Below are 26,636 nucleotides of genomic sequence, written 5' to 3' on the forward strand. Positions count from 1 at the left end.
GGCCCGCAGGCAGGTCAGCTGAGGCTCGGGCTGAAGTCCGGGAGTTCCTTTTGCCAGATTCCCGTCACCCCGGCCGTGGTAAACCCGAGCTGCTGGTTGACCTTGAGCAGGTAGCGGTTCTCCGGCGCGTTCCAGGTGTAGATCACCCGGGCATCCGGGAACTGCTCGGCGAGCCGCTCCATGTTGGCGACCTTGATCAGCAGGCCAAGCTTGTTGCCGCGGTGCTCCCGGAGGACCACAGTGTCGTCCTGGAACACGACGTCGGGGCGCAGCGCGAGGACGCTGATGGTGGTGAGTCCAACGAGCCCGCCGCTGGCGATGTGCTCGACGGCGGTGACCACTGTTCGGCGGCCCTGCGCGACGGCGACCTCTTCCGCCTCACGGAGGATGCCGCCGTCGAACACCATGGCTGTGTCATCAACGCCGGGCACGCCGTCCTCGCCCGCGCTGTTTTCCAGCGCGGCGACGGCCTCAAGCCACTGGTCCGGGCACCGGTCCGTCCAGTGGTGCAGGCGGTAGCGTCCGCCGTTGGCTTCCTCCGCCTCGGTCTCCAGCTCCTCGACCAGTTCGCTGTCGAGGGGAAGTGTGCAGGCACTGAATTGTTCGATGTGCTGCAGGGTATAGCCGCTGTGGCGGGCGAACTCGACCTCCCGGCTGTTCAAAGGGACGAAACCCAGGCCCGTGCCGGGCACCAGCTGCTCCGCTGAATCGTCCCCGAGCTCGGCACTCGGATGGTTCGTGTCGATCAGGATGGTGTGGCGGCCCTCGTCGCGGGCGAAGTGCTCCGCGGCTTCGAGCAGCTGCCGGCCCACGCCCTGGCCCTGGTACTCCGGCAGGATGTCGAGGGCGAACTCGGCAAGATCAAGGTTGTCCGCGAGGGGCAGCGCGATGTCGACGGTCCCGACGATCTCTCCGTCGACCTTGGCCACGAGGATGACCTGGCGCTCGTACGGGTCTGCCATCTCGAGGAGTTTTTCCTGGGGTGCGTAGGCGAGGTCATCGCTCCCCCAGGTCTGCATTCGCACCTTGCGCCCGACTTCGACGGCGGCAATGAAATCTGCGGCGTCCTGCCCGTCCAGCGAATCGGGAATCCAGAGCTGTTCAATCCGTACGTCGTTTGCCATAGAGGGCATCATCCCAGCCATTCTGCCGTCCACCACCGGTGCCGGAAACCCGGCAGCAGCCGGGCTTCACCCGTCAGCATATGCCGGTTTTGGTTGCCGTTCCATGGGTTACGGCGTGACCACTCGCTGCCATTCGCCGTCCCAGCCGGCGGGCCGGAATCCGAGGGCATTGTTGATGGCGAGCATGTGGTCGTTTTCCGCGGCGTTGAAGGTGATAACGCGTTCCACGGCCGGGTAGTCTGCCAGCAGGCGGCGGAGGTTGCGGATCTTGACCAGCATGCCCAGACGGTGCCCGCGGTGGCTCGCGGCGACCAGCGTGTCGTCCTGGTCTGCCAGCCACGGTTTGCCCGGTGCCAGTTCGAGCACGGAGTAGGCGGCCAGTTCGCCCCCTCCGCGGTGCCGTGCGGCGGTGACGAGGGAGACGTTGCCGGCCTCCTTCCATGTGTTCTCGACGTTCCGCACGCGCGCGGTATCCCAGGTCTCCTCTTCATAGCTGAGTCCGCCAGTCGGCGCGTCCGTGCTCATCCGGGACATCAGCACGGCAAGCTGCTCCACGTACTCATCCGGACAATGGTCCGTCCAGGAAATCAGCTCGTACGGCTCCGCCTTGGCCAGCGAGTCCCGCTCCAGGGCGTCCAGCAACTTTGGATCCGGCGGCATGGCGAGGGAGCTGAAGCGCTCCACCTGCTCAAGCTGGTAGCCCGCGCGTTGCGCGAACCGGACCGCCCGTGCCGACGCCGGCAGCGCCCCGGTACCGGTGACAGGCTTCAGGACGTCCGGGCCGTCCGCGTCAAAGTCGGCCGGGTGCTCAGTGAAGGTCATCAGGACGTTGCGTCCGTCCGCGACTGCCACCGCCTCAATATGGGCCAGCAGCACCCGTCCGATCCCGCGGCCGGTGAAGCCGTTCAGGACGTCCACGTGGAGGAAAGCGCTGCCGAGGTTCTCCTGCTGCTCGCAGCTAATCCAGGACCTTGCGACCATCTGTCCGTCCACCCGGACGAAGAAGAGCTGCATTCGACTGTAGGCGTCGTCCCGCCAGTACCGGAGCCGGGCGCCGACCGGTGTGGCGCGGTCCAGGTTCCCCCAACTCTCCATCACCAGGGCGTCGCTGAGCGCACTGAAGTCCAGGAAGTCCCCGGCGTCGGCGGAGTCCAGGGCAGAGGGCAGGATCAGGGGTTCTATGCGGTACGTCGCTGCAGTCACCGGCACAGCCTAACCGGCTCCCGGAACGCGGAAAAGACCGCCCCGCGGATGCGGGACGGTCTTTTCTGTGCTTACTACGGCAAGCCTGTGGAGGATTAGACCTCGGTCAGGACCTTGGTGACGTTGGGGTCAACCGAGATGCCCGGGCCAAACGTGGTGGCGACGGTAGCCTTCTGGATGTAGCGGCCCTTGGAAGCGGACGGCTTGAGGCGGAGGACCTCTTCCAGAGCGGCTGCGTAGTTCTCGGCCAGCTTGATGGCGTCGAAGGAAACCTTGCCGATGATGAAGTGCAGGTTCGAGTGCTTGTCGACGCGGAAGTCGATCTTGCCGCCCTTGATGTCGTTGACGGCCTTGGCGACGTCAGCGGTCACGGTGCCGGTCTTCGGGTTCGGCATCAGGTTACGCGGACCCAGGACCTTACCGAGGCGGCCAACCTTGCCCATGAGGTCAGGGGTGGCAACTGCGGCGTCGAAGTCGGTCCAGCCGGCTGCGATCTTTTCGATCAGGTCATCGGAACCAACGAAGTCGGCGCCGGCAGCGATTGCTGCCTCAGCCTTGTCGCCCGTTGCGAACACGAGGACGCGGGCAACCTTACCGGTGCCGTGCGGCAGGTTAACGGTGCCGCGGACCATCTGGTCAGCCTTACGCGGGTCTACACCCAGGCGGAAAGCAACCTCAACGGTGGCGTCGAACTTGGACGGGTTGGTGTCCTTGGCGAGGGTCACTGCCTCGAACGGCGCGTAGAACTTCTCCGCGTCGATCTTGGCTGCGGCTGCCTCATATGCTTTGCTGCGCTTTGCCATGCTGCTTATTCTCCTTGTGCAGTTGTGGTCTGCGGACCGCGCTGGGCCCTGCCACAGTCGGGACTCCGGAAGGTGTTTCCGGATTTCCGACATTTCAATGTTTAGGTGGTGCCGGTCGCCCGGCGGTGCTGCCCGGCGTCGTGGTCGGTTGCCCGGACCCGACGCCGCATCAGCGGTGGGGAATTAACCCTCGACGGTGATACCCATGGAGCGGGCGGTGCCGGCGATGATCTTCGCGGCGCCTTCCAGGCTGGTGGCGTTGAGGTCTTCCATCTTGGTGGTGGCGATCTCGTTGACCTGGGCCTGGGTCAGCTTGGCAACCTTGACGGTGTGCGGGGTAGCCGAACCCTTGGCGACGCCTGCAGCCTTTTTGATGAGCTCTGCAGCCGGCGGCGTCTTGGTGATGAACGTGAATGAGCGGTCCTCGTAGACCGTGATTTCAACCGGAATAACGTTGCCGCGCTGGGCTTCCGTCGCAGCGTTGTACGCCTTGCAGAATTCCATGATGTTGACACCGTGCTGGCCAAGCGCAGGACCGATCGGCGGAGCCGGGTTAGCGGCACCTGCCTGGATCTGCAGCTTGATGAGGCCGGTGACCTTCTTCTTGGGAGCCAATGTAGGGTCCTTCTCTCAATTACTTCCTGGGACACAGGAGCGTGCCTCAGGTTGGTGGCCGCCATGGCGAGGCGGCCGGCCGCCCCTGGCTGCTAAAGCGGGCAGTCCGGGGCGAATTCTGTGGGGATAACTAGATCTTGCTGACCTGGTTGAAGGACAGCGTGACCGGGGTCTCGCGCTCGAAGATGGACACCAGGACCACCAGGGTCTGCGAGTCCACCTTGATTTCGGAGATCGTTGCCGGAAGGGTCTCGAAGGGGCCTTCCTTGACGATGACCGACTCGCCGACCTCGAAGTCGACGTCGATCTGCGCGGCAGCGTGCTTGACGGGCTTGCCCTTCTCGGCCTGCTCTTCTTCGAAGACCGGGGCGAGCATGGAGAAGACCTCGTCGAGGCGCAGCGGGACCGGGTTGTGTGCGTTGCCCACGAAGCCGGTGACGCCCGGGGTGTGGCGGACGGCGCCCCAGGAGGCATCTGTCAGGTCCATGCGGACCAGGACGTAGCCGGGGATGCGGACGCGGTTGATGACCTTGCGCTGAGCATTCTTGATCTCAACGACTTCCTCCATCGGAACCTGGATTTCGAAGATGTAATCTTCCATGTCCAGGGTCTGGATGCGGGTCTCAAGGTTGGCCTTGACGCGGTTTTCGTAGCCGGCGTAGGAGTGGATGACGTACCAGTCGCCCTCCTGGCGGCGCAGCTTGGCCTTGAACTCATCGGCCGGATCAACCTCTGCGGCGGCAGCGGCCGCAGCCAGCGCGTCGCCTGATTCGTCTTCTGCTTCTTCGCCGGCGTCGGCGTCGGCGGTTTCGTCAGCGACGTCGGATTCGGGCGCAGCAGACGCAGCCTCGGACTCTTCCCCGGCTTCCACCGCGGCGTCCTGGCTCTTATCCAGCTCAGTCTCAGTTACCTCGAGCTCCTGCTCAGACACTTGGTCTCCTGCTTCCTCATTGCCTAACATGCCTATTTAAATGACTCAATTCCGCACACTCCGCGGAACCTCCGGAATCCCGGTGGTAATCCACGCAGTCTGCGGAGCGGTCGCCTTAGCGGCCCGTGGGCGCAACGCCGCCGAAGACCCAGGCCACTCCGGTCCCGAAGGCCAGATCCAGCAGGGTGACGATGAGCATCATGATGACCACGAACACCAGCACCACGAGCGTGTAATTGATCAGTTCCTTGCGGGTCGGTGCAACGACCTTCTTCAGTTCGCCAATTACCTGGCGGACGAAGAGCGCAATTCGAGCGAAGAAACCTGCCTTGGGGGCATTCTTGGCGGGGCGGCCACTGGAGCTGCTTGCAGCCGTTTCGGTCACCTGGTCCTCACTCATCCTCGCAATGTCGGATACCCGGCTCTGAACTGAACCATGGTTGCTGCGCTTGCTCCGGAGAAACCGGAACAGCTTGCGCAGGGCAGACAGGACTCGAACCTGCAACCTGCGGTTTTGGAGACCGCTGCGCTACCAATTGCGCCACTACCCTATGGATCGAAAACCGTTCCCGGGCCGTTCCCCAGACTTTCCTGAGGCGCAGACCATCATCGTGTTTTCAACACCGGAGAACCAGTCTACGCAACAACTGCGCCTACGTCGAACCGGCCTCACCGGACCCTCCGCCTCTCAGAGAACACCTGAGAAAAACAGGCGCGAAAACCAGCCGAAAAAATCACGCAACCTGACTGCAGTCACATTTCCACGCCGGCACCCCGGACGGTCCGGTGAACAGCATAGAGTAGATTTCGTCGAATCCCACAAACAGCCACCGAAGCTGTAAGCGAAGAATGGACCCGCGATGCCTGCCGCCCGCATTTCACAGCGTATTTCCGCCATAGCCGAATCTGCCACGTTGGCTGTTGATGCCAAGGCGAAGGCACTGAAGGCGGCCGGCCGCCCCGTGATCGGTTTTGGCGCCGGCGAACCGGACTTCCCGACCCCCGGTTACATCGTGCAGGCAGCCATCGAAGCCGCCGGCCAGCCGAAGTTTCACCGCTATTCTCCGGCCGGCGGCCTGCCGGAGCTCAAGCAGGCCATCGCGGACAAGACGTTCCGGGATTCCGGCTACAAGGCCGAGGCATCGCAGGTGCTCGTCACCAACGGCGGCAAGCAGGCCGTGTACAACACTTTCGCCACCCTGCTGGATCCGGGCGACGAGGTCATCGTCCCCACACCGTTCTGGACGACTTACCCTGAGGCCATCCGGCTCGCTGGAGGTGTGCCGGTCGAGGTCTTCGCGGGACCGGAGCAGGAGTACCTGGTCACGGTGGAGCAGCTCGAGGCCGCGCTCACGGACCGCACCAAGATCCTGCTCTTCGTGTCCCCCTCCAACCCCACGGGGGCCGTCTACTCGCCGGAGCAGGTCAGGGAGATCGGCCAGTGGGCCGCTTCCAAGGGCCTGTGGGTAGTGACGGATGAGATCTACGAGCACCTGACCTACGACGGCGTTCCCTTCACGTCGATCGCCACGGCCGTCCCGGAGCTGGGCGACAAAGTTGTCATCCTCAACGGTGTTGCGAAGACCTATGCCATGACCGGCTGGCGCGTGGGCTGGATGATCGGCCCGGCCGACGTCATCAAGGCCGCCACCAACCTGCAGTCGCACGCGACATCGAACGTCTCCAACATCCCGCAGATGGCCGCCCTCGCAGCAGTGTCCGGCCCGCTGACCGCCGTCGACGAGATGAAACTCGCCTTCGACCGCCGCCGCAAAGCCATCGTTGCCGGGTTGAACGCCATCGAGGGTGTTGAATGCCCGACGCCGAAGGGCGCGTTCTACGTCTACGCGGACGTCCGCGCCCTGCTCGGCAAGGAGTTCCCGTCCGCGAACGGGCCCGTCCGGCCTTCGACGTCGGCGGAACTGGCCACCCTGATCCTGGACGAAGTCGAAGTGGCAGTCGTTCCGGGCGAGGCTTTCGGCCCCTCCGGCTACCTGCGCCTTTCCTACGCCCTCGGCGACGAGGACCTGGCTGCCGGTGTCGCACGCCTGCAGGACTTCCTCGGCAAGGCCAAATAGGACGCTTCAGCACCTCTTCCCGCTGGACATGTCCAGCCGCAGACACCAACAGTGGGCAGAATGCCATTCTGCCCACTGTTCGTGTTTAAGAATGGGCATGTCCCGGGTGCATGGTGAGGGAGCGCCCGGAGTCCAGCCCCCAACGTGAGGGAGCGTCGGTGCGGGCTAGAGGAGCCGGCGTTCGGCGGCCCAGCGCGTGAGTTCGTGCCGGCTGGAGAGCTGGAGCTTGCGGAGTACCGCAGAGACGTGGGTTTCCACTGTCTTGATCGAGATGAACAGCTCCTTGGCGACTTCCTTGTAGCTGTATCCGCGGGCGATCAGCCGCATCACCTCGAGTTCGCGGGCGGACAGCCGGTCCAGTTCGTCGTCGGCGATGTCCGCCGGGGCGGTGCCGAAGGCATCGAGCACAAAGCCCGCCAGCCGGGGCGAGAAGACCGCGTCCCCGCCCGCGACCCGGCGGACCGCGTCGGAGATCTCCGCGCCGGAAATGGTTTTGGTGACATAGCCGCGCGCTCCGGCCCGGATCACCGAGACGACGTCCTCGGCCGCGTCCGAGACGCTCAGGGCAAGGAAACGGGTGCTGCCCAGCAAGGGCGCGGAGCCGGCCAGCACTTCGCGCCCGCCGCCGCCGAGTCCGCCCGGAAGGTGGACATCGAGGAGCACGACGTCGGGACGTACGGCCGCGATCACGGCGACTGCCTCTTCCACCGTTCCGGCCTCGCCGGCAACAACGATGTTCGGGTCCAGGTCGGCCTTCAGGCCGGACCGGAAGATGGCATGGTCGTCCACGATCACCACCCGGATCCCCGGGCTCCCGGCTTCGGTAGTGTTCACAGTCTGGCCTCTCCATTGCTGTTGTTGGTGGCGGCTCCGGCGGATGCTCCCGTCGGCAGGGGAAGCCGGAGGCGCACCTCGGTGCCGTCCTGGCTGCTGTTGATGCCGGCGGTGCCGCCGTGGCGGTTCATCCGGCCGACAATCGATTCCCGGACTCCCAGCCGGTCTGCCGGGACGGCGTCCGGATCGAAGCCCGGGCCGCGGTCCTTCACGAAGACCTCCGCCGCGCCGTCGGTGACTTCCAGGTACACCGACACGGCGCCGCCGCCGTGCCGGGCCGCGTTCAGCATGGCCTCGCGGGCGGCCTGGACGAGTGCCTCGTGGCGTTCGGACATGGCGCAGTCTCCCACGGTGACCACCTCGACGGCGTGGCCCAGGGAGTCTTCCACTTCCGCAGCCGCGGCGTTGATGCGCTCTGAGAGCTGTCCGGCTTCCTTGCCCGTATCCCGGTACAGCCAGCCCCTCAGCTCCCGCTCCTGGGCGCGGGCAAGGCGGACGACGTCGGTCTCATTACCGGCGCGCCGCTGGATCAGTGCCAGCGTCTGCAGCACGGAGTCATGGAGGTGGGCGGCGATCTCGGCCCGTTCCGTCGCGCGGACCCGCCCTGCGCGCTCCGCCTCCAGGTCCCGCCAGAACTTCAGCCCCCATGGCAGGAGGACCAGCGCGACGCCGCCGAGCACGGCCACCGAGGACAGCAGGGCCAGCCACGTCTGTTCCCAGGACCCGGAGCCCGACACCATGACCAGGACCCCGGCCACTACGAGCGCCAGCCCGGCAGCGAGGCGTGCCCAGCCGCCGGCCTGGTCCGCCTTGGTCTTGTCCACGAGGCCGGCCCGGCGCGTCTCATCCAACTGCATCCAGGCGATGGCCGCGCCGCCGAGGATGGCCGCAACCGGAATGAGGGTCCCGAGGGGAACATCAACGCCGAGCAGCCGTGCGATCAGGATGCCGGCGGCCAGCAGCAGGCCCGCCCCGAGCAGAATCTCTTTGCCGTAGCGCACGCCGGTGACCCTGCTCCGCCAGGAATCGGCAGGAGCAGCGCTGGCCAGCCCGGCTAGCGCTCCGGCGGTCGCCGGGCCGGCAGCCGCCGCCGGGGACGCGTCCGCCGTCGAAGGTTGGGCGTAAGGGGCCACATAGGGTGCGCTTACGGCCGGGGCAATGGGCGACGCCGGCTGCCGGGCATTGCGTTTGGCGCTTTCGTCCGCGGTGGGAACCATGATCCAGAGCCAGGCGTAGAAGGCCACCCCGGCGCCGCCCGCGAGCGCGGCCACCACCATGCCGATACGGACCATCCGCAGCGGCCAGCCCAGATGACGGGCGAGGCCGGCGCAGACGCCGGCAATCACCCGATCGCTGCCGCGGACCAGCGGCGGGCGGGAAACGGCGGTTGTCATGACTCAATCCAAGCACGGATCAGGGTTCCCCGGACCCGTTTCCGGCCCTAACCGGGGGTGTCTCAGGGACAGTTCAGGGTGTTCCCCAGTAGAGCGGATTGGCGCCAGGCGGAAGGATCGAAGTATGAACCCGCACACTGACCACCCCGCCGATGGCCACAACTCTGGAGGCCACAACTCCGAAGGCGACGACTCTTCAGGCCGCACTGCCGGACAACCTGCCGGGCAACCCGCCGGACAACCGTCGGGGCCGACGGTGGAACGGTCCGGCGCGGACCAGCTGCCCGCCGCCGACAGCTCCCCCACTGCTCCGGTTGATGCTTCCGCCACCCTGCCGCTGGATTTTTCGACCGGCGCTGGCGCCGGGGATGGCGCCGGGACGCCGCCTCCGCCGCCCCCGCCCTACTACGGCGCGGCCTTTGGCGCGACGCCCCCGCCGGCGGGGAGTGAGCCGCTGAATTTCTTCGACTGGATCCGCAGCCAGGGCATCCACCGCGGCCGCGAGCGCTGGGTGGGCGGCGTCGCCAGCGGCATCGCCGAGCGCTTCGGCGTCGACCCGCTTATTGTCCGCGGCATCCTGATCGTCCTGACGGTCTTCGCGGGCGTCGGCGTCCTCCTCTACGGCGTCGCCTGGGCGCTCCTGCCCGAACCCGACGGCCGTATCCACGTCCAGGAGGCCGCAGCCGGCCGCTGGTCGTCCGGGATGACCGGGGCCCTGATCACCGCGGTGATCGGCTTCCCCAGCCTGGGCGCCGGCGTCTGGGGCTGGGACCGCTACGGCTTCGGCGGCTTCATCTGGACGGTCTTCTGGGTGGGTGGCGTCATCTACCTCATCTACTACCTGACCCAGCGCAACAAGTCCCGGAACGGAGCCACTCTTATGTCCTCGAGTCCGCAGCCCGGCGGCCCGGCAAGCCCGGCCTACCCGCCGAGCCCGACAACACCTTCAACACTTTCAACACCGGCGGCGCCCTTCGCCACCACGGGCTACGGCTCGTCGGATGCCCTGCCCCGCTACGGCGAGTCATCAGTCCCCGCCCCCGGCTGGGGCACGCCCCCGCCGTCGGGTCCTGTTCCTCCTCCCGGGAGCGGCTACCGGCCGGTGCCGGGCGGCGGCCCGGTCCCGCCGGCCAAACCACGAAACTACGGCCCCGGCGCCCCCGCCGTTGCGGTCACCGCCGGCCTGGCCCTGCTGGTGGGCGGCGGCATCAAAGCCCTCGACGTCGCGAACGTTATCGATCTCGGCACGTCCAGCAACGCCGTCGTCTGGGCCAGTGCCGCGGCGGTCCTGGGCCTGGGCATTCTCATTGCCGGCCTCCGTGGCCGCACTTCGGGCATCCTCGGGTTCTTCGCCGCGGTCGCCCTGATTGTCGGCGGAATCTTCAATGTTCTCCCCAACGGTGACCGCTTCCGCCCGCAGAACGCCGACTGGTCACCGGTGAGCATCGAACAGGCCCAGGGTGGTTTCGACATCACGGCCGGAACCGGGACCGTGGACTTGACGAGGGTTGCGCTCAACCCGCCGCTGGGCACCGATCTCGTGGTCCCCATCGACGCCACCGCGAGCAACCTTACGGTGATCATTCCGGACACCGTTCCGGTGGAAGTCCGCGCCGACATGACCATGGGAAACCTCAACGAGGGCAGCCAGAGCCACGGCGGCATGACCACCCAGCAAAGCAACTACAACACCGGCAAGCCGGGAGCGACGCTGATCGTGACTGTCAACGGCACCTTCAGCAACGTCACCATCAAGGAAGGGAACTGACATGAGCAGCTACGACGCACCGACGGGCAGCCAGGAAGGCAGCGGCCCGGCCACTCCCCCGCCGCTCGAAGGAACGGAGCCGCCGGCGGATTCCCCGGCCCGCGTGGGCACCATCGTCTGGGGGCTGATCGTGGTGGCCCTCGCCGCGCTCATCATCATTTCCCAGCTCGGCATCGTGGCCCTCAACGGGACATACGTGGCGATCGGCCTGATGATTGGCGCCGGGGCGGCTCTTGTGATCGGCGGGCTGCTCTCGGCCCGGGGACGTGACAAAGAAGCATCGACAGGGAAGTCTTGAACCATGGAAAAATTCTTTAGCACCGTCAGGGGCCTTGGCCTGAAACGCGGTCCGCAGCGCTGGTTGGGCGGCGTCTGCGGCGGGATCGCGGCCAAGCTGAACGTGGATGTTGCGTTCGTCCGGATCGCTTTCCTGCTGTTCGCGCTGCTTCCCGGACCTGCTTTCGTCCTCTACCTCATCGCCTGGTTGCTCCTTCCGGACCAGCGGAACGCCATCGTCCTTGAGTCCTTCCTGGCGAAGCGCTCAACCCGGCCCTGAACCCCTCCCGCCTGTAAGTGACGTGCCCCTGCCGCCCGGCAGGGGCACGTCACTTTCTGCAACCTGTCGCCCTGTAACCTTTTGTGTCCTGCCCCACACTCACCACTAGACTCTAGGTGAGCTCAGCGTGGCGCTCTGCCTGTACACCTTCGAACCAGGATTTGAGCCGAGACATGAAAATTGGAATCCTCACCAGCGGCGGAGACTGCCCCGGACTGAACGCCGTCATCCGTGGCGCCGTCCTCAAGGGCATCGCCGTCCATGGCCACGAATTCGTGGGATTCCTGGACGGCTGGCGCGGAGTCGTCGAGGGCGACACCATCGACATCCCCCGCACCATGGTCCGCGGCATCGCAAAGCAGGGCGGGACCATCCTGGGCACGTCCCGCACCAACCCGTTCGAGAACAACGGCGGGCCCGAGGTCATCAAGGCCAATATGGACCGGCTCGGCATCGACGCCATCATCGCCATTGGCGGCGAAGGCACCCTGGCGGCAGCCAAGCGGCTCACCGACGCCGGCCTGAAGATCGTCGGCGTCCCCAAGACCGTCGACAACGACCTCGATGCGACTGACTACACGTTCGGCTTCGACACCGCCGTCGAGATCGCCACCGAGGCAATCGACCGCCTGCGCACCACCGGTGAGTCCCACCACCGCTGCATGATCGCCGAGGTGATGGGCCGCCACGTGGGCTGGATCGCCCTGCACGCCGGAATGGCCGCGGGCGCCCACGCCATCCTGATCCCCGAGCAGAAAGCCTCGATGGAGCAGATCGCCGAGTGGGTCGTCTCGGCCCGCGACCGCGGACGCGCGCCGCTGGTCGTCGTCGCGGAGGGCTTCGTCCCGGACGGCCAGGAAACGCCGCACTCCGAACGCGGGCTGGACACGTTCGGCCGCCCCCGGCTCGGCGGGATCTCCGAGCGGCTGGCCCCGGATCTGGAAGCCATGACGGGCATCGAAACCCGGGCCACCGTCCTGGGCCACATCCAGCGCGGCGGGGTTCCCACCGCGTTCGACCGCGTGCTGGCGACCCGCCTGGGCATGGCCGCCATCGACTCGGTGGTCGAAGGGCGCTGGGGCACCATGGTGTCCCTGAACGGCACGGACATTGTCCACGTGGGCTTCGACGCCGCGCTCGGCAACCTCAAGACCGTCCCGAAATACCGCTATGACGAGGCTGCCGTCCTCTTCGGCTGAGCCTCTGGTCCTCGGCACCGGGCCCGACACCCCGGTGGGTAGGGTGGAACCATGACACTTGAGCCCGGTTCGGTCGACATCATCCAGCTCGCGTGGGCCCGCCGACTGGGGATCGACGACGGCGCTTTCGCGGCCGCTGCGGGCGAACGCATCACCCGTGCAGACGAGGAAGCGCGCGCCGTGCAGTTCATCCGGCTGTTCGGCAACTCCGTCCTGGTGGGCCCGCAATGGGCGCTGGACGCCGCCGCCGGGCTGTCCGACGGGGAGCTCGCGCAGCACGTCACGCTGTTGACCATCACCCGGGACCATGGCGGCCACGGGCTCGGCGCCGCCGCGCTGTTCTTCGCGGACGACCTGCCGCTGCAGCAGCCCTCGGAGGATCTGACCGTCTCGCACGGCAACCCGGAGGCCGTCGAACTGGAAGCCGCGTGCCCGCCCGATGACGTGAACGAGGTGGGCCTCTCGGACCTCGAGCACCGTTTCACGATCATGCATGTGGAGGAGGGCCGCAGGACCCCCGTCGCGTGCGGCGCCTACACCGAATGGGAAGGGATCCTGGCCCAGATGGGGGTGCTGGTCGCCCCCGAGTGGCGCCGGCGGGGGCTGGGCTCACTGGCAGCCTCGATTGCTGCCCATGAGGCGCTCGCCTCGGGCCTGACGCTGCAGTGGCGCTCCGATGTCAGCAACCAGGGCTCCCTGGCGATCGCCCGGAGCCTTGGCTTCACCGCCGGCGGCATCCAGACCAGCGTGCTGCTGGGTTGATCCGGGAGCCTGCCGGGTACGCCCGCTCCTCAGCGGGAGCGCACCTCGTCACCCTTGGCGCCGGCTGACGTTGCCTGCACGGAGCCGGGTGTGCCCCAGCCCTGCACCGGCTGGGGTTTGGCGAAGAACAGCGCCGCCGCCGCGCCAATCAGGATGACCGCGGCGGGCAGCAGGATGGACTGGCCCATCGCCGTCGAGAAACCCTCGTGCAGGGCGTCCGGCAAGGCACCGGCGAACGACATCGGCGCGGCTTCCCCGGAGCCTCCCGGAGCTGCGGGGAGTTCGGCTGCGAGGCGGGCCTGGATCAGTACCGCTATCGCGGAGCTGCCCAGGACGGCCCCGATCTGGCGGGTCGTGTTGTAGACACCCGAGCCCGCGCCGGCCTGCCGCGGCGGCAGGTTGCGCGTGACGGTGGAGCTCAGCGGCGCCCAGATGCCGGCGTTGGCGAAGCCCAGCACGGCGCTGGGGAGCAGGAACAGCCAGATCGGCGTGTCCGGGTGCATGAGGAGGGCATTCCAGAACAGCGCCACGGACATCAGGACCAGGCCCGTTGTGGCAATGAACTTCGGGTTGACCCGGTCGATGATTTTGCCCACCAGCGGTGCCAGTCCGCCGGAGATCAGCGCCATTGGCACCATCATCAGCGCCGACTGGGTGGGCGTCAGCCCCCGGACCATCTGGAAGTAGAAGATCAGTGGCAGGGTGAAGGCCGTCACCGTGAACCCGACGGTGGTGATGCCGATGTTCGCCAGGGAAAAGTTGCGGTCCTTGAACAGGGACAGCGGCAGCAGGGGTTCGCCCTTGTTCATCTTCTGCCACACGACGAACACCACAAGCACAGCGATCCCGGAGATGATGAGCCCCCACACGGTGATGGGCCCGGCGATGGTGCCCCAGTCGTAGGTCTCGCCTTCCTGGATGCCGAACACCAGCAGGAACAGCCCGACGGCGCTGAGCAGCACGCCGGGGATGTCGAACTTGTGCGGGTGGGTGCTCAGGGCCGGCACGTACCGAAGCGCCAGGACGAACCCGATGATTCCCACCGGGACGTTGATGAAGAAGATCCACTCCCAGCCGAGGCCGTCGACGAGGACGCCGCCGAGTATTGGTCCCACCAGGGTGGCGACGCCGGCGGTGGCGCCCCAGATCCCCATCGCCGCCCCGCGCCGGTCCGGCGCGAAGATCCGCGTGATCACGGCCATGGTCTGGGGTGTCATGAGCGCGGCGCCGAAGCCCTGGAATACTCGGGCCACGATCAGCATCTGCACGTCGCCGGAGAGCCCGCACCAGAGGGAGGCCAGCGTGAACACGACCAGCCCCGCAAGGTAAAGCTTCTTCGGGCCGAAGCGGTCGCCCAGCCGGCCGGTGATCAGCAGCGGCACAGCGTAGGCGAGCAGGTAGGCGCTGGTCACCCAGATCACCGAATTGATGTCGGCGTTGAGGCCCTCCATGATGCTGGGGTTGGCCACCGAGACGATGGTGGTGTCGATCAGGATCATAAAGAACCCGATTACTAGGGACCAGAGTGCCGGCCACGGCCTGGCGACGATTTCCATGGATTTCCTTAAAGGCTGAAGGGAGCCGGGGGTGGGGAGGGCGAATCAGCCCAGCAGGGCCAGGATGTCCTGCCGCTCGAACATCTGCGCGGCCGCCCGGGCGGAGGGCGTGCCGGCGTCGGGGTCGGCACCGGCGTCGACCAGCACCCGCACAACATCCGGGTAGCCCTTGAAAACGGCTCCGGCGAGCGGCGTCTGGCCGCGGTCGTTGGCAGTGTTCGCGTCGCCGCCATGTGCCAGGATCAGCCGCACGGTATCGACGTGGCCGTGATAGGCCGCGAGCATCAGCAGGGAATCCCCGGCCGCGTTCGTCATGGCCGCCGGAGCACCGGCGGCCAGGTAGCCGGCGAGCAGCGCGGTGTTGCCTTCCCGGGCCGCGTCGAAGAGGGCGTGGGCCAGCGCCAGGGTTTCCGCGTCGGGCGCTCCAGGGTTGCCGGCCGTCACCGGGTCCCCCTCAGGAAGCCGGTCTGGCGCCCCACAACCTGGCCGGCGTCGGGGGCCACGATGACCTCCTGCGCGGCGGTGTAGGGCTCCTCGCCGTCGAGGACGGTCAATACTTCCTCCGGCGCAACGGAGCGTTTGACCACGGCCAGGGCCACCGGCCCCATTTCGTAGTGCTGCGCCACCGACGTCACCGTGCCCACCTTGCGGTCACCGGAACGGACTTCGCTGCCCACGGCGGGCATGGTGTGCTGCGAGCCGTCGAGCTGCAGGAACACCAGCCGGCGCGGCGGGTGGCCCAGGTTGTGGACCCGGGCCACGGTTTCCTGGCCCTTGTAGCAGCCCTTGTTCAGGTGCACCGCGGTGCGGAGCAGGTCGAGTTCGTGCGGGATGGTCTTGTCGTCGGTTTCGGCGCCCCAGCGCGGCCGCCACGCTGCGACGCGCAACGCTTCGGCTGCCCAGACACCGGCGAGCGAGCGCTCACCGACAGTGGTTTCCAGCTCGGCAGCCGGGACGAGATACTCGAACCAAGGGCGTTCCAGCCCGGGGTGGGCGTCCTCCCCCACGACGGCGTAGGAGTAGCCGCCGGCGCCGACATGCGGCCAGGGGTCTTCCCAGACCAGCAGCGACGCCCATTCCGGCACCTGGCGGGTGGATCCCAGCACGGCCCACTCCGCCGACACGTCCGCAATCTCGACGCGGAGCATGAACTTCATCTTGTTGAGCCACTCGGCCAGCGGGCCGGCTTCTGCCGCCTCGACGATCAGCCAGGTCGCCGCGCCGTCGTCCACTACCCGCGCGTCGAATTCGATCCGGCCCTGGACGCTCAGCAGCAGCAGTTCGCTCGACTGCCCGGGCGCCAGGTTGGTGAGCTGCTGGGAGGAGAGGGTGTTGAGCCAGCTCAGCCGGTCCGGCCCGGTTACGGTGACGACGCCTCGGTGGGATAGGTCCACGACGGCGGTGCCGCCGGCCAGCGCCCGCTGTTCGCGCAGCGGTTCGCCATAGTGGGACGCGACGCCGGCGTCAGCGCCGCTGGCTTCGACGGCGCCAGGGCGCGCCAGCAGTGGGCTTTTGGTAGTCATATGTAGTAGAAGTCCTCAGCGGCTAGCGGTATTCCGGATTTTCGAAGTCAAACCTGTTGCCGGCTTTCCAGGCCGCGGGCAGGTTTCCGTAGGCGGGAATGCCGCCCGCATCCTTGAGCATCCGGGCCAGATGCAGCAGGTTCCACGTCATGAAGGTGGTGTTGCGGTTGGTGAAGTCGCTTTCGGGACCGCCCGAGCCTTCATCGAGGTAGCTGGGACCCGGGCCCACGGCGCCGATCCAGCCGGCATCGGCCTGCGGCGGGATGGTGAATCCAATGTGCTGGAGGCTGTAGAGGACGTTCATGGCGCAATGCTTGATCCCGTCCTCGTTGCCGGTGATCAGGCAGCCGCCCACTTTGGGATAAAACGCCCATTGGCCCTTGTCGTTGAGCTCGCCGGAGTGCGCGTAAAGGCGCTCAATCAGCTTCTTGGTCTGCGAGGAGTTGTCACCCAGCCAGATGGGTCCGGCCACGACGACGATGTCCGCGTCCCGGACGGCCGGATACAGCTCGGGCCATTCATCGGTGGCCCAGCCGTGCTCGCGCATATCCGGGTAGACGCCGCTGGCGATGTCGTGGTCCACAGTCCGGATGACCCGTGTGGTGACACCGTGTTTCTCCATGATCCGGCGGCTGACGTCGATCAGCCCCTGCGTATTGGAGGTCTCCGGGGACTTCTTGAGGGTGCCGTTGAAATAGACGACCTTGAGGTCGCTGAAATCGGCAGACGTGTCAGGCATGGCGGGTGTGGCATTCACTTTGGTGCTCCCTGCGGTCGCTACGGACAACGGAAAATCAGTGAGACCTCAAACCCGGCGGGTGCCGGCGGCGAGCCGCTGGTCAGCCTGCCTTATGGAGGATCGCAGACGCGTGCGCCTCCAGGCCGCTGCCCCCCGCAGTGCCCTTGCCCGTGGCCACGTCCCAGCGCCAGAGCAGGTTGCCGTCCACCAGCCCGAAGATCCTGGTGGCCGCTGTGTACTCCTTGGAGTGGCTGCCGCGCATCACCATGTCGGTGCTGAGCTGGATCTGCGGGCCTTTGATCTGCCCGTAGTACAGCTCGGAGATCCCGCCTGGGTGGGAGATCGAAACCGAGATGTCGAAGCCGCCGTCCTCGTTGCGCAGGGCTTCGACCTCGTCGGCACTCTTGAGCACGGGAACGATGTCAGCCGGGATAAGTCCCGGGCCGCCGTCTTCCTCGCGCTGCTTGCGCTCCAAGGCCCAAAAACCGGTTTCGACGGTCAACGGACGAAGCCTGGTGCCCTCGTCATCGGTCAGCCAGCTCTCGGCACGGTACTGCAGGTACGGCAGTCCGTTGTGCGTGAAGGACACGTGTTGGACGAAGTGCTCGGAATCCTCTTCCCCGGCCCCCAGCCGGCCTCGGCCCTCCCACTCACCAATGAGCCAGGACAGCGGAACGATTTCGGGGGTCAGGTCTGTAGGTATTTCAATCGGCACAGCAGCTACCTCTGGAAACGACGGGACTTTTCGGGGCGTTTACTTTTGGCTGTTACTTCTGGCCTTTGAAGAGCCGGTACACAACAAAGCCCGCAAACCAGGCCATGGCCAGGCTGGCAACGCCGAGGAGGACAAGGAAGAAAATTTCAAATGCAAGTACGGACATGATGCCATCCTAACGCTTTAGTAGATGAGGAGTTTGTCTATGAAGTAAGCCAGCGAACCGACGGCGGCGACCGGGCCCAGCCCCATTCCGAGGGCCGCCGCAAAGCTCAAGGACTCGCCGCGGAGGATCACCAGCCGGCGGAAGCTCACCAGCACGGCCCCCACCACGACACCAACGATCGCGGCGGGCAGCACGGCGATGTCGGAGAATACAAGGCCCGCGAGCGGTCCGGCCAGCCCTGCGCCGACGACGCCCAGGGGCGCCACCACCCGGTCCGGCCAGCGGATCAGGCCCGCCATCAGGGCGATCGCAGCGCTGATCGCCGCGACCAGGAGCATTTCGCGGACGCCGTTGAAGCGGAAGCACGCGATCCAGCCGGCGCCCAGGCAGGACAACAGAACGCCGGCGCAGGAGCCGAGGGTGGATTCCAGGCGTTGCGCCTGTCCCGTGCCGCGGATCAGCTGCATAACGAAGACCGCCATCACGCCCGCGGCCATGAACGACGGCGTCCAGTCCAGGAAGCCCGGGGCGGGGAGGTAGGCGGCAGCAACCGCGGCGCCCACGCCGGGCAGGCCAATCAGGACGGCCAGGGTCTTCCTGGCGGGGATGCCCAGGAAGTGCGGCCAGCCGATCCCCACGCCGGCGGCGGTGAGGACCCCCACCGCCAAGAGTGCCTCCGGCGAGGCGTACGACGCGCCCACAATCGCGGCGAGTGCGGCCAGGCCAACGACGCCGATGGTCCAAGACTTCACTGTTTACCCGACCTACCCGACATCTTCTTTTCCGTCATCCGTACACCGGTCATCGTCGTACCTTCGCTCACTGCGGACCCCCATTCGACCTGATCAACCTCGGGGGGCTGCTGGCCCCGACGGATCAATCCTGCCCTATGTGACCGTTTTGTGTCGCAAAAGGACTGGCCGGAGGTGACGGAACCATGTCCGGGAAGGGGCCGTTAGGTATACTCAGTCTCAGCTACAGACGCCCAAAGATGCGCGGACACCCCTTGGAGGAAACATGTCGCACATCCTGCTACTGACTAACAGCACCGGCTCATCGGTGGACGTCCTGCCTGCTCTGGAACTACTGAACCACCGGGTCCATATTCTCCCCGCGGAGCCGACTGCGCTGCTGGAGACCGACCCCTGCGACATCGTCCTGCTCGACGCCCGCAAAGACCTCGTCGGCGCACGATCCCTGACCCAACTGCTCAAGGCCACGGGCCTGAGCGCTCCCCTCATGCTCATCCTGACCGAGGGCGGCATGGCCGCGGTGTCCTCAGCGTGGGCCGTGGACGACATCCTGCTCGAGTCCGCCGGGCCGGCCGAGGTGGAGGCCCGAATCCGCCTTGGTGTCGCCCGGGCCGTGCCGGAACAGGACGATGCGCCGACCGAGATCCGTGCCGCCGGCGTCGTCATCGACGAGGCCAGCTACACCGCCCGGGTCAACGGCGCACCGTTGAACCTGACTTTCAAGGAATTTGAACTGCTCAAGTACCTGGCTCAGCACCCGGGCAGGGTCTTCACCCGCCAGCAGCTGCTGACCGAAGTCTGGGGCTACGACTACTACGGCGGCACCCGCACCGTGGACGTCCACGTCCGGCGCCTCCGGGCAAAGCTCGGCGCCGACCACGAGAACCTGATCAGCACGGTCCGCAACGTCGGCTACCGCCTGACCCTGGTCCGGCATCCGGAAGAAGAACTCACCGAGGCCTAGGCGAACAAGTGCCGGCTGCCCCGCCCCCTCCGAACCCCGCCGTTCGCCATCCGGGGCGCCTTTGGGCACGATTCCGGTCCCTTGGCTCCGGTGTCCGCGGCGTGTCCGTGTCAAAGTGCCCCCGGACCGCATCCGCAGGGTGAGACCAATAGCCACCGGGTCCGGAAGCTCAGCCTTTGGGCAGAGCCCGCGGGAACACGAAAAAGCCCCGGACCATGGTCCGGGGCTTTTCGGTATTCAGTGGAGGACATACGGGTCGAACGTATCGAGGCCACCCCAGTGGTGGATCCCCCTCACATCTGAACTGGCGGGTCCGGGAAACGAAGTCCCTCACCGAACAGCCGGATGAGTTAACGACTATACGTAACTGTTCCGGAACAACAAAATCGGCCCTGCCCCGGCGGCACCGTATAGCCTTGCAGCATGAGTCCTGCGCATCCTGAGAACTGGCCCGTGCTCGCCGCCAAGGGAGTTGCCGACGCGCAGCTCCTGAAGGACGTCAAGGCCCTCGCGGCTGCCGCGGAGGAATCCGACGGCAATCCGCCGTTGTCCGAACAGACGCTGGTGACGCTGCGCGCCGCAAACGCCGGCGCGGCCGCCGGGACAACTACCGTGCTGACGCTCGCCCTGTACTGCCCCGATGAGGAATCCGACCCGGCGACGGCGGAGGACCTGGCCGGCGTCGCCGTCGTCATCGAGGAAGCGGACGGCACGGGAGTGCTCGAAATTGCTGTCCATCCCAGCTACCGCAACCAGGGCGTGGCGGACCGGCTGGTCGGCGAGCTCAAGAAGACCCGCGGCTTTGCCGGCCTCAAGGCCTGGTCCCACGGCAACCACGAGGCCGCCGCCGACCTCGCCGCGCGCTACGGCTACGGCCCCGTCCGCGAACTGTGGAAGATGCGGCTCACCAGCGCGGCGGCGGAACTGCCTGATGTGCCGTTGCCGGACGGCGTGGCGCTGCGTGCTTTCGCCCCGGGCCGGGACGAGGACGCCTGGCTTGCTGCGAACAAGGCAGCCTTCGCGCACCACACGGAGCAGGGGAACATGACCCGCGCCGACCTGGACGCCAGGATGGCCGAGCCGTGGTTCGATCCCGCCGGTTTCCTGCTCGCCGTCGATGCCTCGGACCGGATCCTCGGCTTCCACTGGACCAAGGTGCACCCCCGGCACGGCGACCACCCGGCGATCGGCGAGGTGTACGTGGTGGGCGTAGCCCCCGAGGCCCAGGGCACGGGCCTGGGGAAAGCACTGACCGTCGCCGGCATCCGGCACCTGCAGCATCTGGGCCTGCACGCGGTCATGCTCTACGTCGATGCGGACAACATTCCGGCGGTGTCGCTGTACCGGCGGCTGGGCTTCACCCGCTGGGACGTCGACGTCATGTATGCCCCATTGGAAGGGCGTTAATCCAATCGGCAGACATCTGGTGTCCACTGCGGGAAATCTGCACTCTTCGAAAGCTGTTCGCAGGCTGATTGCTTGTAAGGTTGAAGCTAAATCGCGCCAGCATTAGGAGAGACCATGCAACCGGAATCTGCCCGGACAGCCACGTCTGAGGGCGCCACGTCGAACAAAAAAGTCCGACCCGCGCGTGCCCGGTTCGGCTCCTCCGAAGTGCCTGCCTCACGCGCGACCCAGGACCGGATCGACATTCCGGAATTCGCGCCGAACCTGGAGCCGGAGGGCGACTTCAGCCCGGACCGCTTCCTGGACCGCGAACTGAGCTGGCTCGCGTTTAATGCCCGCGTGCTGGAACTGGCCGAGGACCCGAACCTGCACCTACTGGAACGCGTCAGCTTCCTGTCCATCTTCGCGTCCAACCTGGACGAGTTCTTTATGGTCCGCGTGGCAGGGCTCAAGCGCCGGATTGCCACCGGACTGGCCGTCCCCTCCCCTGCCGGCCTCAGCCCGGTGCAGGTCCTGGAGCAGATCGGCGAGGAGGCCCACCGCCTGCAGCAGCGCCACGCCCGCGTCTACGCCGAGCAGATCCGTCCGGCGCTGGCCTACGAGCACATCCATCTCATGCGCTGGGAGGAACTCGATTCCCAGGCCAAGGACCAGCTCAGCGCTATGTTCGCCGAGAAGGTCTTTCCGATCCTGACGCCGCTGGCAGTGGACCCGGCCCACCCCTTCCCGTACATTTCCGGTCTTTCACTGAACCTCGCCGTCGTCGTCCGCAACCCGGTCAGCGACAAGGAACTCTTCGCCCGCCTCAAGGTCCCGGACCAGCTCCCCCGGCTGATCTCGATTGACGGCCCGCGCGCCGGCTCGGTGCCCGGCCGGGTGGCTCGCTTCATCGCCCTCGAGGAAGTCATCGCAGTCCACCTGGACCAGCTCTTCGCCGGGATGGAGGTGCTGGAGCACCACACCTTCCGCGTCACCCGCAACGAGGACGTCGAAGTCGAAGAGGACGACGCCGAAAACCTGCTGCAGGCTCTCGAGAAGGAACTGCTGCGCCGCCGTTTCGGCCCGCCGGTCCGGCTCGAAGTCACGAACGACATCAACCCGAATATCCGGGCGCTGCTGATCCGGGAACTGGGCGTCGAGGAATCCGAGGTCTATTCCGTCCCGGCCCCGCTGGATCTCCGCGGCCTCTCGGTCATCGCCGGAATCGACCGTGCGGACCTGCACTACCCCAAGCATGTCCCGCACACCTCCCGGCACCTCAACGAATCGGAAACGTCCAAGGCGGCCAACGTTTTTGCCGCGATGCGGCGGCGGGACATCCTGCTGCACCACCCCTATGACTCCTTCTCCACATCGGTGCAGGCGTTCCTGGAACAGGCGGCATCGGACCCGAAGGTCCAGGCCATCAAGCAGACGCTGTACCGCACCTCGGGCGACTCGCCGATCGTCGACGCCCTGATCGACGCCGCCGAGGCCGGCAAGCAGGTCCTGGCCCTCGTCGAGATCAAGGCCCGCTTCGATGAGCAGGCCAACATCTCCTGGGCACGGAAGCTGGAGCAGGCCGGCGTCCATGTGGTCTACGGCATCGTGGGCCTCAAAACCCACTGCAAGCTCTCCCTCGTGGTGCGCCAGGAAGTGGACGGCCTCCGCCGCTACTGCCACATCGGCACCGGTAACTACCACCCGCGCACGGCCCGCTACTACGAGGACCTCGGCCTCCTCACGGCCAATGAGCAGGTGGGCGAGGACCTCTCCCGGCTCTTCAACCAGCTCTCCGGCTACGCCCCGAAGTCGACTTTCAAGCGGCTCCTGGTGGCCCCGCGGTCGGTGCGTTCAGGACTCATCGACCGGATTGAAACCGAAATCCGGAACGCCAGGGCCGGGCTCGCCGCCCGGGTCCAGATCAAGGTGAATTCGATGGTGGACGAAGCCATCATCGATTCCCTGTACCGGGCGTCGCAGGCCGGCGTCCCCGTGGACGTGATCGTCCGCGGCATCTGCTCGCTGCGCCCGGGGGTGCCCGGACTCAGCGAGAACATCACGGTCCGCTCCGTGCTGGGCCGCTTCCTGGAGCACTCCCGCGTCTTCGCCTTCGCCAATGGCGGGGACCCGGTGGTCTACATCGGTTCCGCGGACATGATGCACCGCAACCTTGACCGCCGCGTGGAAGCCCTCGTCCAGCTCACCAGCGGGGACGACACGAGTTACGTCATGGACCTGCTGCGCCGCTACATGGATCCCGACACCGCCAGCTGGCACCTCGACAACCAGGGGGAATGGACCCGCCACCACCTCGCCGACGACGGGCAGGATCTCGCGGACATCCAGTCCTGGCTGCTCAACTCCCGCTCGCGCCAGCGCTCGTCCGGGCTGCGGTAGGGGCTCTGGCATTGAGTAGCGATTCGCTGGTCGCCGACCAGACAGACCATCCCGGCGAGGAAATTGCGGTGGTGGCTGCGGGCGCCCTGCCGTGGCGCGTCGCCGCGGGCGACAACGGTGACCTTGAGGTCCTGCTGATCCACCGCCCGCGGTATGACGACTGGTCCTGGCCCAAGGGCAAGATCGACCCCGGCGAGACGGTGCCCGAGTGCGCCGCCCGCGAGGTCGAAGAGGAAATCGGGTTGAGGGTGCCGCTGGGCATCCCGCTGCCCTCCATCCAATACCACGTCCCCGCCGGGCTGAAGGTGGTCCATTACTGGGCCGTCGACGTCGACGGGGCGGCGCTCCTGCCGGACGGCAAGGAAGTGGACAGCATCATGTGGTGTTCGCCGGAGAAGGCGGCCCGCCTCTTGAGCAACCCGAGCGACGTGGGCCCGCTGGAGCATTTGGCGGCCGCCCACGCCCGCGGCGAACTGAAAACGTGGCCGCTCGTGATTGTGCGCCACGCCAAAGCCAAGCCGCGGTCTTCCTGGTCCAAAGCCGAAGGGGACCGCCCCCTGGCCGCCACCGGAATGCGGCAGGCCCAGGCGGTGGGCCGGCTCCTGCAGGCGTGGAAACCCAAGCGCGTTGTCTCCAGCCCGTGGGTCCGGTGTGTGGCCACCATCGCCCCCTATGCCAAAGCCTCCGATGCGAAGGTGAAGCTGAACGAAGCACTCACGGAGCACCGGCACGGCCGCCATCCGCACAAGACGGCGGCCGCCGTGGAGGCCCTCTTCGACAAGCAGCGGGGCGTGGCGCTATGCACACACCGCCCCGCCCTTCCCACGGTGTTCGCCCAGCTCGGCAAACACATGAGTTCCCGGTTGCGCGCCCTGCTGCCGGATGCCGATCCCTTCCTGGCTCCCGGTGAGGTTGTCGTGTGCCACGTGGCGCACCACAGCAAGCACAAGGTGGTCGCGGTAGAGCGGTTCAGGCCCTTCGACGACTGAGGTCCTTGACCCGGCACCCCGCTGGCCATACTTTGTGTCAAGTACTTGATACATTGCTGCAGAATCTTTGGGGGATTTTATGCCGGTCCAGTTCAATTTGCCGCCGCTGCTGCTGCTTGGCCCGCTCCTCGCCGCCGTGGTCGTCTACGTGGTGCTGCGCTGGGTAATCTGGCCACCGCGCACGGGGACCACGCCGTCCTCGGTGTCGGAACACGCGCTGTGGGTGGGCGTCATCGGCTGGCTGGCGAGCTCCCTCCAGGGGGCGATGAACCTGGGCATCATCCCGGCGGATCATTCTGCCGGCGGCACCCTGACCAGCGCGGAGACCATCGCCCCCGCACTGACGTGGTCCGTCCTTGGCTGCCTGACGGTCCACGCCCTGGGCCAGATCACCTGCCCCGGTCCTCGCCGTTTGCGGCGGCAGGCCGTCCTGTCAGTCCGCCACATCGGGGACTTCCTGCCCCGCAGGCTGGCCCTCACCACAGCAGCCATCTTCCTCACCGCCGCCGCAGCCATCGCCCGGACGGCCACCCTTCCCGGATTCCCGGCCGTGGCGACCACGACGGTCCCCGGCGACAGCCCCGACAGCGACAGCTACTTCAGCGGCGGCGGTGACGGCCGCATCCCCGGGCAGGAGGTCGCCGGGTGGCTCGGAGGCGCCCTGGTGATATTGGCGGGCGGGACGTGGCTGGTGCTGTGGCTGATCGCCAGCCGCCGCCAGCTGGAGACCCTCGACGCCGCCGATAACGCCGTGCTGCGGACCATCGCCATGAACCGCTTGCTCCGGACCGTCGCCACGGTGGCCGCAGGCCTCGGGGTGATCGCAGGCAACTTCGCGGCCCGGCCCGATCCGGCCCAGGGCGCAACATCCTGGACAAATCCGGCCGGCCTCGCGGGAACCGTTGTGCTCCTCGTCATGTGGTGGTGGCGGCCGCCGCGGCTCGCGGCCGCCGGGCTGGGCGTGCGGAACCGGCCCGAGGCAGGGATCGCCGCCGGGCGGCAGCACCCGGCAGCCAGACTCGTCTCCTCACTCGGGGCGCTGCTGGGCCCGGCGGCCGCAGTGCCGCTGCTTGCCGGAGCCTTCTTCGCCCAGGCCCTCGCGGTTGCCACCGGCTACGGTTTTGCCGGATTCGGTTTAGCCGGCGTAGCGGCTTTGATGGCCGCCGCCGTGCTGCTCGTTATTACCGCCGGGGAGCTCCTGCTGCAGCACAATTACGGCACTCCGGACGCCCCGCGCGGCTGGCCGCGGCAGCCGGTGAGTCCTGCCCTGCTGACCACTGCCGTCCTGGCGCTGCTCGTCTTCCTCATCGTCCTGATTGTCACGGCGGTGGGCAATGCCCGCCTGGCGGAGGGCCAGGCCTGGGTTCCGTCCGGACTGCTCGCCGCCGGAGTCTGTGCGGCCGCCCTTCCGGCGCTCGTCACGGCCAAACGCCGCCGGGGCATTCCCGATGCCCCGGCGGGACTGGACGCCGCCCTGCGCGCCATCACCGTCCACCGGGTGGTGCGGACCCTCGCGGCCGCCCTCACCGCCCAGGCTGCTGTCCTGCTGCTGACCCAGAGCAACGCCTGGGCGGCGGTCCTGGGCCGGGCGGCGTTCGGGTGGACCGACCCGGCCGAGTCATCCTGGTGGCCGGCGATCACAGCCGGTGCGGTGCTCGGCGTAGCGGCCACGGTCATCGCTGTCATCCCGGTGCGTGCCCTGGCCCGGCCCGCCCCGGCTCCCCTGCCAAGGAAGGAAATCTCCGCGTGAGCGCAGGGATCACAGTGGACCTGGGTTCGGCCACACCGCCGTACGAACAGATCCGGGCGCAGATCTCCTCACTGATCGCGCTCGGAACTCTGGCGCCGGGCACCCGGCTGCCGACGGTACGGAGCCTCGCAGCGGACCTCGGCATCGCGGCCGGGACCGTCGCCCGGGCCTATAAGGAGCTCGAACAGTCGGGGCTGATCGAAACCCGGCGCCGCAACGGCACGGTGGTCGCCGGGACGCCGACGGCGGGGATCCCGCCCGAAGCCCCGGCACCGGAGGCTGTCGCAGGCGAGGTGACCGCCGCCGTCGACCGCTACATTGCGGAAGGCCGCCAAGCGGGATTCGACGACACCGCGTTGCTGGCAATCCTGCGGACGAGGCTCAGCCAGCAAGACAAATAAGGAGGGAATGCCAGTTCTCAGTAGACTG

The 26,636-nt window shown here is 67.1% G+C and carries 26 protein-coding genes and 1 tRNA gene; 12 read left to right on the forward strand and 15 right to left on the reverse strand.

Annotated elements, in window-relative coordinates; genetic code table 11:
- Positions 1 to 14: 14 nt before the first annotated feature.
- The 7 genes from LDO13_RS13895 to LDO13_RS13925 all read right to left on the reverse strand — a co-directional run bounded on the left by LDO13_RS13895 (position 15) and on the right by LDO13_RS13925 (position 5,227).
- Complete coding sequence (locus tag LDO13_RS13895) at positions 15 to 1,124, reverse strand: GNAT family N-acetyltransferase (RefSeq protein ID WP_224047280.1); 1,110 nt, start codon at positions 1,122 to 1,124, stop codon at positions 15 to 17.
- 108 nt (positions 1,125 to 1,232) lie between these two features.
- The gene (locus tag LDO13_RS13900) at positions 1,233 to 2,327 is read right to left on the reverse strand and encodes a GNAT family N-acetyltransferase (protein WP_224047281.1); all 1,095 of its coding nucleotides are present in this window, start codon (positions 2,325 to 2,327) and stop codon (positions 1,233 to 1,235) included.
- A gap of 95 nt (positions 2,328 to 2,422) precedes the next feature.
- A complete protein-coding gene (gene rplA, locus LDO13_RS13905) occupies positions 2,423 to 3,130 on the reverse strand; it encodes a 50S ribosomal protein L1 (RefSeq protein WP_091251962.1) in 708 nt (235 codons plus the stop codon).
- 183 nt (positions 3,131 to 3,313) lie between these two features.
- On the reverse strand, positions 3,314 to 3,745 hold the full coding sequence (rplK, locus tag LDO13_RS13910; RefSeq protein ID WP_018773647.1) for a 50S ribosomal protein L11: 432 nt from the start codon (positions 3,743 to 3,745) through the stop codon (positions 3,314 to 3,316).
- A 130-nt stretch (positions 3,746 to 3,875) separates the two neighbouring features.
- Positions 3,876 to 4,676, reverse strand: a complete 801-nt coding sequence (gene nusG / locus LDO13_RS13915; RefSeq protein ID WP_224047282.1) for a transcription termination/antitermination protein NusG — start codon at positions 4,674 to 4,676, stop codon at positions 3,876 to 3,878.
- A 115-nt stretch (positions 4,677 to 4,791) separates the two neighbouring features.
- The gene (secE, locus tag LDO13_RS13920) at positions 4,792 to 5,076 is read right to left on the reverse strand and encodes a preprotein translocase subunit SecE (RefSeq protein WP_224047283.1); all 285 of its coding nucleotides are present in this window, start codon (positions 5,074 to 5,076) and stop codon (positions 4,792 to 4,794) included.
- Positions 5,077 to 5,154: 78 nt separating this feature from the next.
- Positions 5,155 to 5,227 (reverse strand) — tRNA-Trp (locus LDO13_RS13925).
- 309 nt (positions 5,228 to 5,536) lie between these two features.
- On the opposite strand from LDO13_RS13925, the gene LDO13_RS13930 reads away from it, so the two are divergent.
- Entirely contained in the window at positions 5,537 to 6,754 is a 1,218-nt protein-coding gene (locus LDO13_RS13930; RefSeq protein ID WP_224047284.1) for a pyridoxal phosphate-dependent aminotransferase, read from the forward strand.
- Between the two features lie 165 nt (positions 6,755 to 6,919).
- Here LDO13_RS13930 and LDO13_RS13935 read toward each other — a convergent pair whose 3' ends face one another.
- Both LDO13_RS13935 and LDO13_RS13940 read right to left on the reverse strand, forming a co-directional pair.
- Complete coding sequence (locus tag LDO13_RS13935) at positions 6,920 to 7,588, reverse strand: response regulator transcription factor (protein ID WP_224047285.1); 669 nt, start codon at positions 7,586 to 7,588, stop codon at positions 6,920 to 6,922.
- A complete protein-coding gene (locus LDO13_RS13940) occupies positions 7,585 to 8,982 on the reverse strand; it encodes an ATP-binding protein (RefSeq protein WP_224047286.1) in 1,398 nt (465 codons plus the stop codon). Before LDO13_RS13940 ends, LDO13_RS13935 begins: the two co-directional genes overlap by 4 nt.
- Positions 8,983 to 9,106: 124 nt before the next feature.
- Between LDO13_RS13940 and LDO13_RS13945 the strand changes: the two genes are divergently transcribed.
- The 5 genes from LDO13_RS13945 to LDO13_RS13965 all read left to right on the forward strand — a co-directional run bounded on the left by LDO13_RS13945 (position 9,107) and on the right by LDO13_RS13965 (position 13,267).
- Positions 9,107 to 10,750: a PspC domain-containing protein gene (locus LDO13_RS13945; RefSeq protein ID WP_224047287.1), complete on the forward strand. Its 1,644-nt coding sequence runs from the start codon at positions 9,107 to 9,109 to the stop codon at positions 10,748 to 10,750.
- A gap of 1 nt (position 10,751) precedes the next feature.
- Entirely contained in the window at positions 10,752 to 11,048 is a 297-nt protein-coding gene (locus tag LDO13_RS13950; RefSeq protein WP_224047288.1) for a hypothetical protein, read from the forward strand.
- Between the two features lie 3 nt (positions 11,049 to 11,051).
- On the forward strand, positions 11,052 to 11,306 hold the full coding sequence (locus LDO13_RS13955; protein WP_224047289.1) for a PspC domain-containing protein: 255 nt from the start codon (positions 11,052 to 11,054) through the stop codon (positions 11,304 to 11,306).
- 173 nt (positions 11,307 to 11,479) lie between these two features.
- Positions 11,480 to 12,505, forward strand: a complete 1,026-nt coding sequence (locus LDO13_RS13960; protein ID WP_224047290.1) for an ATP-dependent 6-phosphofructokinase — start codon at positions 11,480 to 11,482, stop codon at positions 12,503 to 12,505.
- A gap of 51 nt (positions 12,506 to 12,556) precedes the next feature.
- Positions 12,557 to 13,267, forward strand: coding sequence for a GNAT family N-acetyltransferase (locus LDO13_RS13965; RefSeq protein ID WP_224047291.1), 711 nt, complete (start codon positions 12,557 to 12,559; stop codon positions 13,265 to 13,267).
- Positions 13,268 to 13,296: 29 nt separating this feature from the next.
- On the opposite strand, the gene LDO13_RS13970 is transcribed toward LDO13_RS13965, so the two are convergent.
- From LDO13_RS13970 to LDO13_RS13995, 6 genes are all read right to left on the reverse strand, one after another.
- Entirely contained in the window at positions 13,297 to 14,823 is a 1,527-nt protein-coding gene (locus tag LDO13_RS13970; protein ID WP_224047292.1) for a DHA2 family efflux MFS transporter permease subunit, read from the reverse strand.
- 45 nt (positions 14,824 to 14,868) lie between these two features.
- The gene (locus LDO13_RS13975; RefSeq protein WP_224047293.1) at positions 14,869 to 15,267 is read right to left on the reverse strand and encodes an ankyrin repeat domain-containing protein; all 399 of its coding nucleotides are present in this window, start codon (positions 15,265 to 15,267) and stop codon (positions 14,869 to 14,871) included.
- Positions 15,264 to 16,346 (reverse strand): folate-binding protein, encoded by a 1,083-nt coding sequence (locus tag LDO13_RS13980; RefSeq protein ID WP_224047294.1) that lies wholly within the window; start codon positions 16,344 to 16,346, stop codon positions 15,264 to 15,266. The genes LDO13_RS13975 and LDO13_RS13980 overlap by 4 nt, the downstream gene beginning before the upstream one ends.
- A 22-nt stretch (positions 16,347 to 16,368) precedes the next feature.
- Positions 16,369 to 17,085 (reverse strand): flavodoxin family protein, encoded by a 717-nt coding sequence (locus LDO13_RS13985; RefSeq protein ID WP_224049793.1) that lies wholly within the window; start codon positions 17,083 to 17,085, stop codon positions 16,369 to 16,371.
- A 100-nt stretch (positions 17,086 to 17,185) separates the two neighbouring features.
- A complete protein-coding gene (locus LDO13_RS13990; protein ID WP_224047295.1) occupies positions 17,186 to 17,800 on the reverse strand; it encodes an FABP family protein in 615 nt (204 codons plus the stop codon).
- A 183-nt stretch (positions 17,801 to 17,983) separates the two neighbouring features.
- Entirely contained in the window at positions 17,984 to 18,718 is a 735-nt protein-coding gene (locus LDO13_RS13995) for a permease (protein ID WP_224047296.1), read from the reverse strand.
- A 265-nt stretch (positions 18,719 to 18,983) separates the two neighbouring features.
- Between LDO13_RS13995 and LDO13_RS14000 the strand changes: the two genes are divergently transcribed.
- The 6 genes from LDO13_RS14000 to LDO13_RS14025 all read left to right on the forward strand — a co-directional run bounded on the left by LDO13_RS14000 (position 18,984) and on the right by LDO13_RS14025 (position 26,608).
- A complete protein-coding gene (locus LDO13_RS14000; protein ID WP_056425141.1) occupies positions 18,984 to 19,682 on the forward strand; it encodes a response regulator transcription factor in 699 nt (232 codons plus the stop codon).
- 423 nt (positions 19,683 to 20,105) lie between these two features.
- Positions 20,106 to 21,089, forward strand: coding sequence for a mycothiol synthase (gene mshD, locus LDO13_RS14005; protein ID WP_224047297.1), 984 nt, complete (start codon positions 20,106 to 20,108; stop codon positions 21,087 to 21,089).
- Positions 21,090 to 21,203: 114 nt separating this feature from the next.
- Positions 21,204 to 23,468, forward strand: a complete 2,265-nt coding sequence (locus tag LDO13_RS14010; RefSeq protein ID WP_224047298.1) for an RNA degradosome polyphosphate kinase — start codon at positions 21,204 to 21,206, stop codon at positions 23,466 to 23,468.
- An 11-nt stretch (positions 23,469 to 23,479) separates the two neighbouring features.
- On the forward strand, positions 23,480 to 24,457 hold the full coding sequence (locus LDO13_RS14015) for an NUDIX hydrolase (protein WP_224047299.1): 978 nt from the start codon (positions 23,480 to 23,482) through the stop codon (positions 24,455 to 24,457).
- Between the two features lie 79 nt (positions 24,458 to 24,536).
- The gene (locus LDO13_RS14020; protein ID WP_224047300.1) at positions 24,537 to 26,207 is read left to right on the forward strand and encodes a hypothetical protein; all 1,671 of its coding nucleotides are present in this window, start codon (positions 24,537 to 24,539) and stop codon (positions 26,205 to 26,207) included.
- A complete protein-coding gene (locus tag LDO13_RS14025) occupies positions 26,204 to 26,608 on the forward strand; it encodes a GntR family transcriptional regulator (protein ID WP_224047301.1) in 405 nt (134 codons plus the stop codon). Before LDO13_RS14020 ends, LDO13_RS14025 begins: the two co-directional genes overlap by 4 nt.
- Positions 26,609 to 26,636 lie beyond the last annotated feature (28 nt).

Source organism: Arthrobacter sp. NicSoilB4 (genome assembly GCF_019977335.1).
GTDB lineage: Bacteria > Actinomycetota > Actinomycetes > Actinomycetales > Micrococcaceae > Arthrobacter.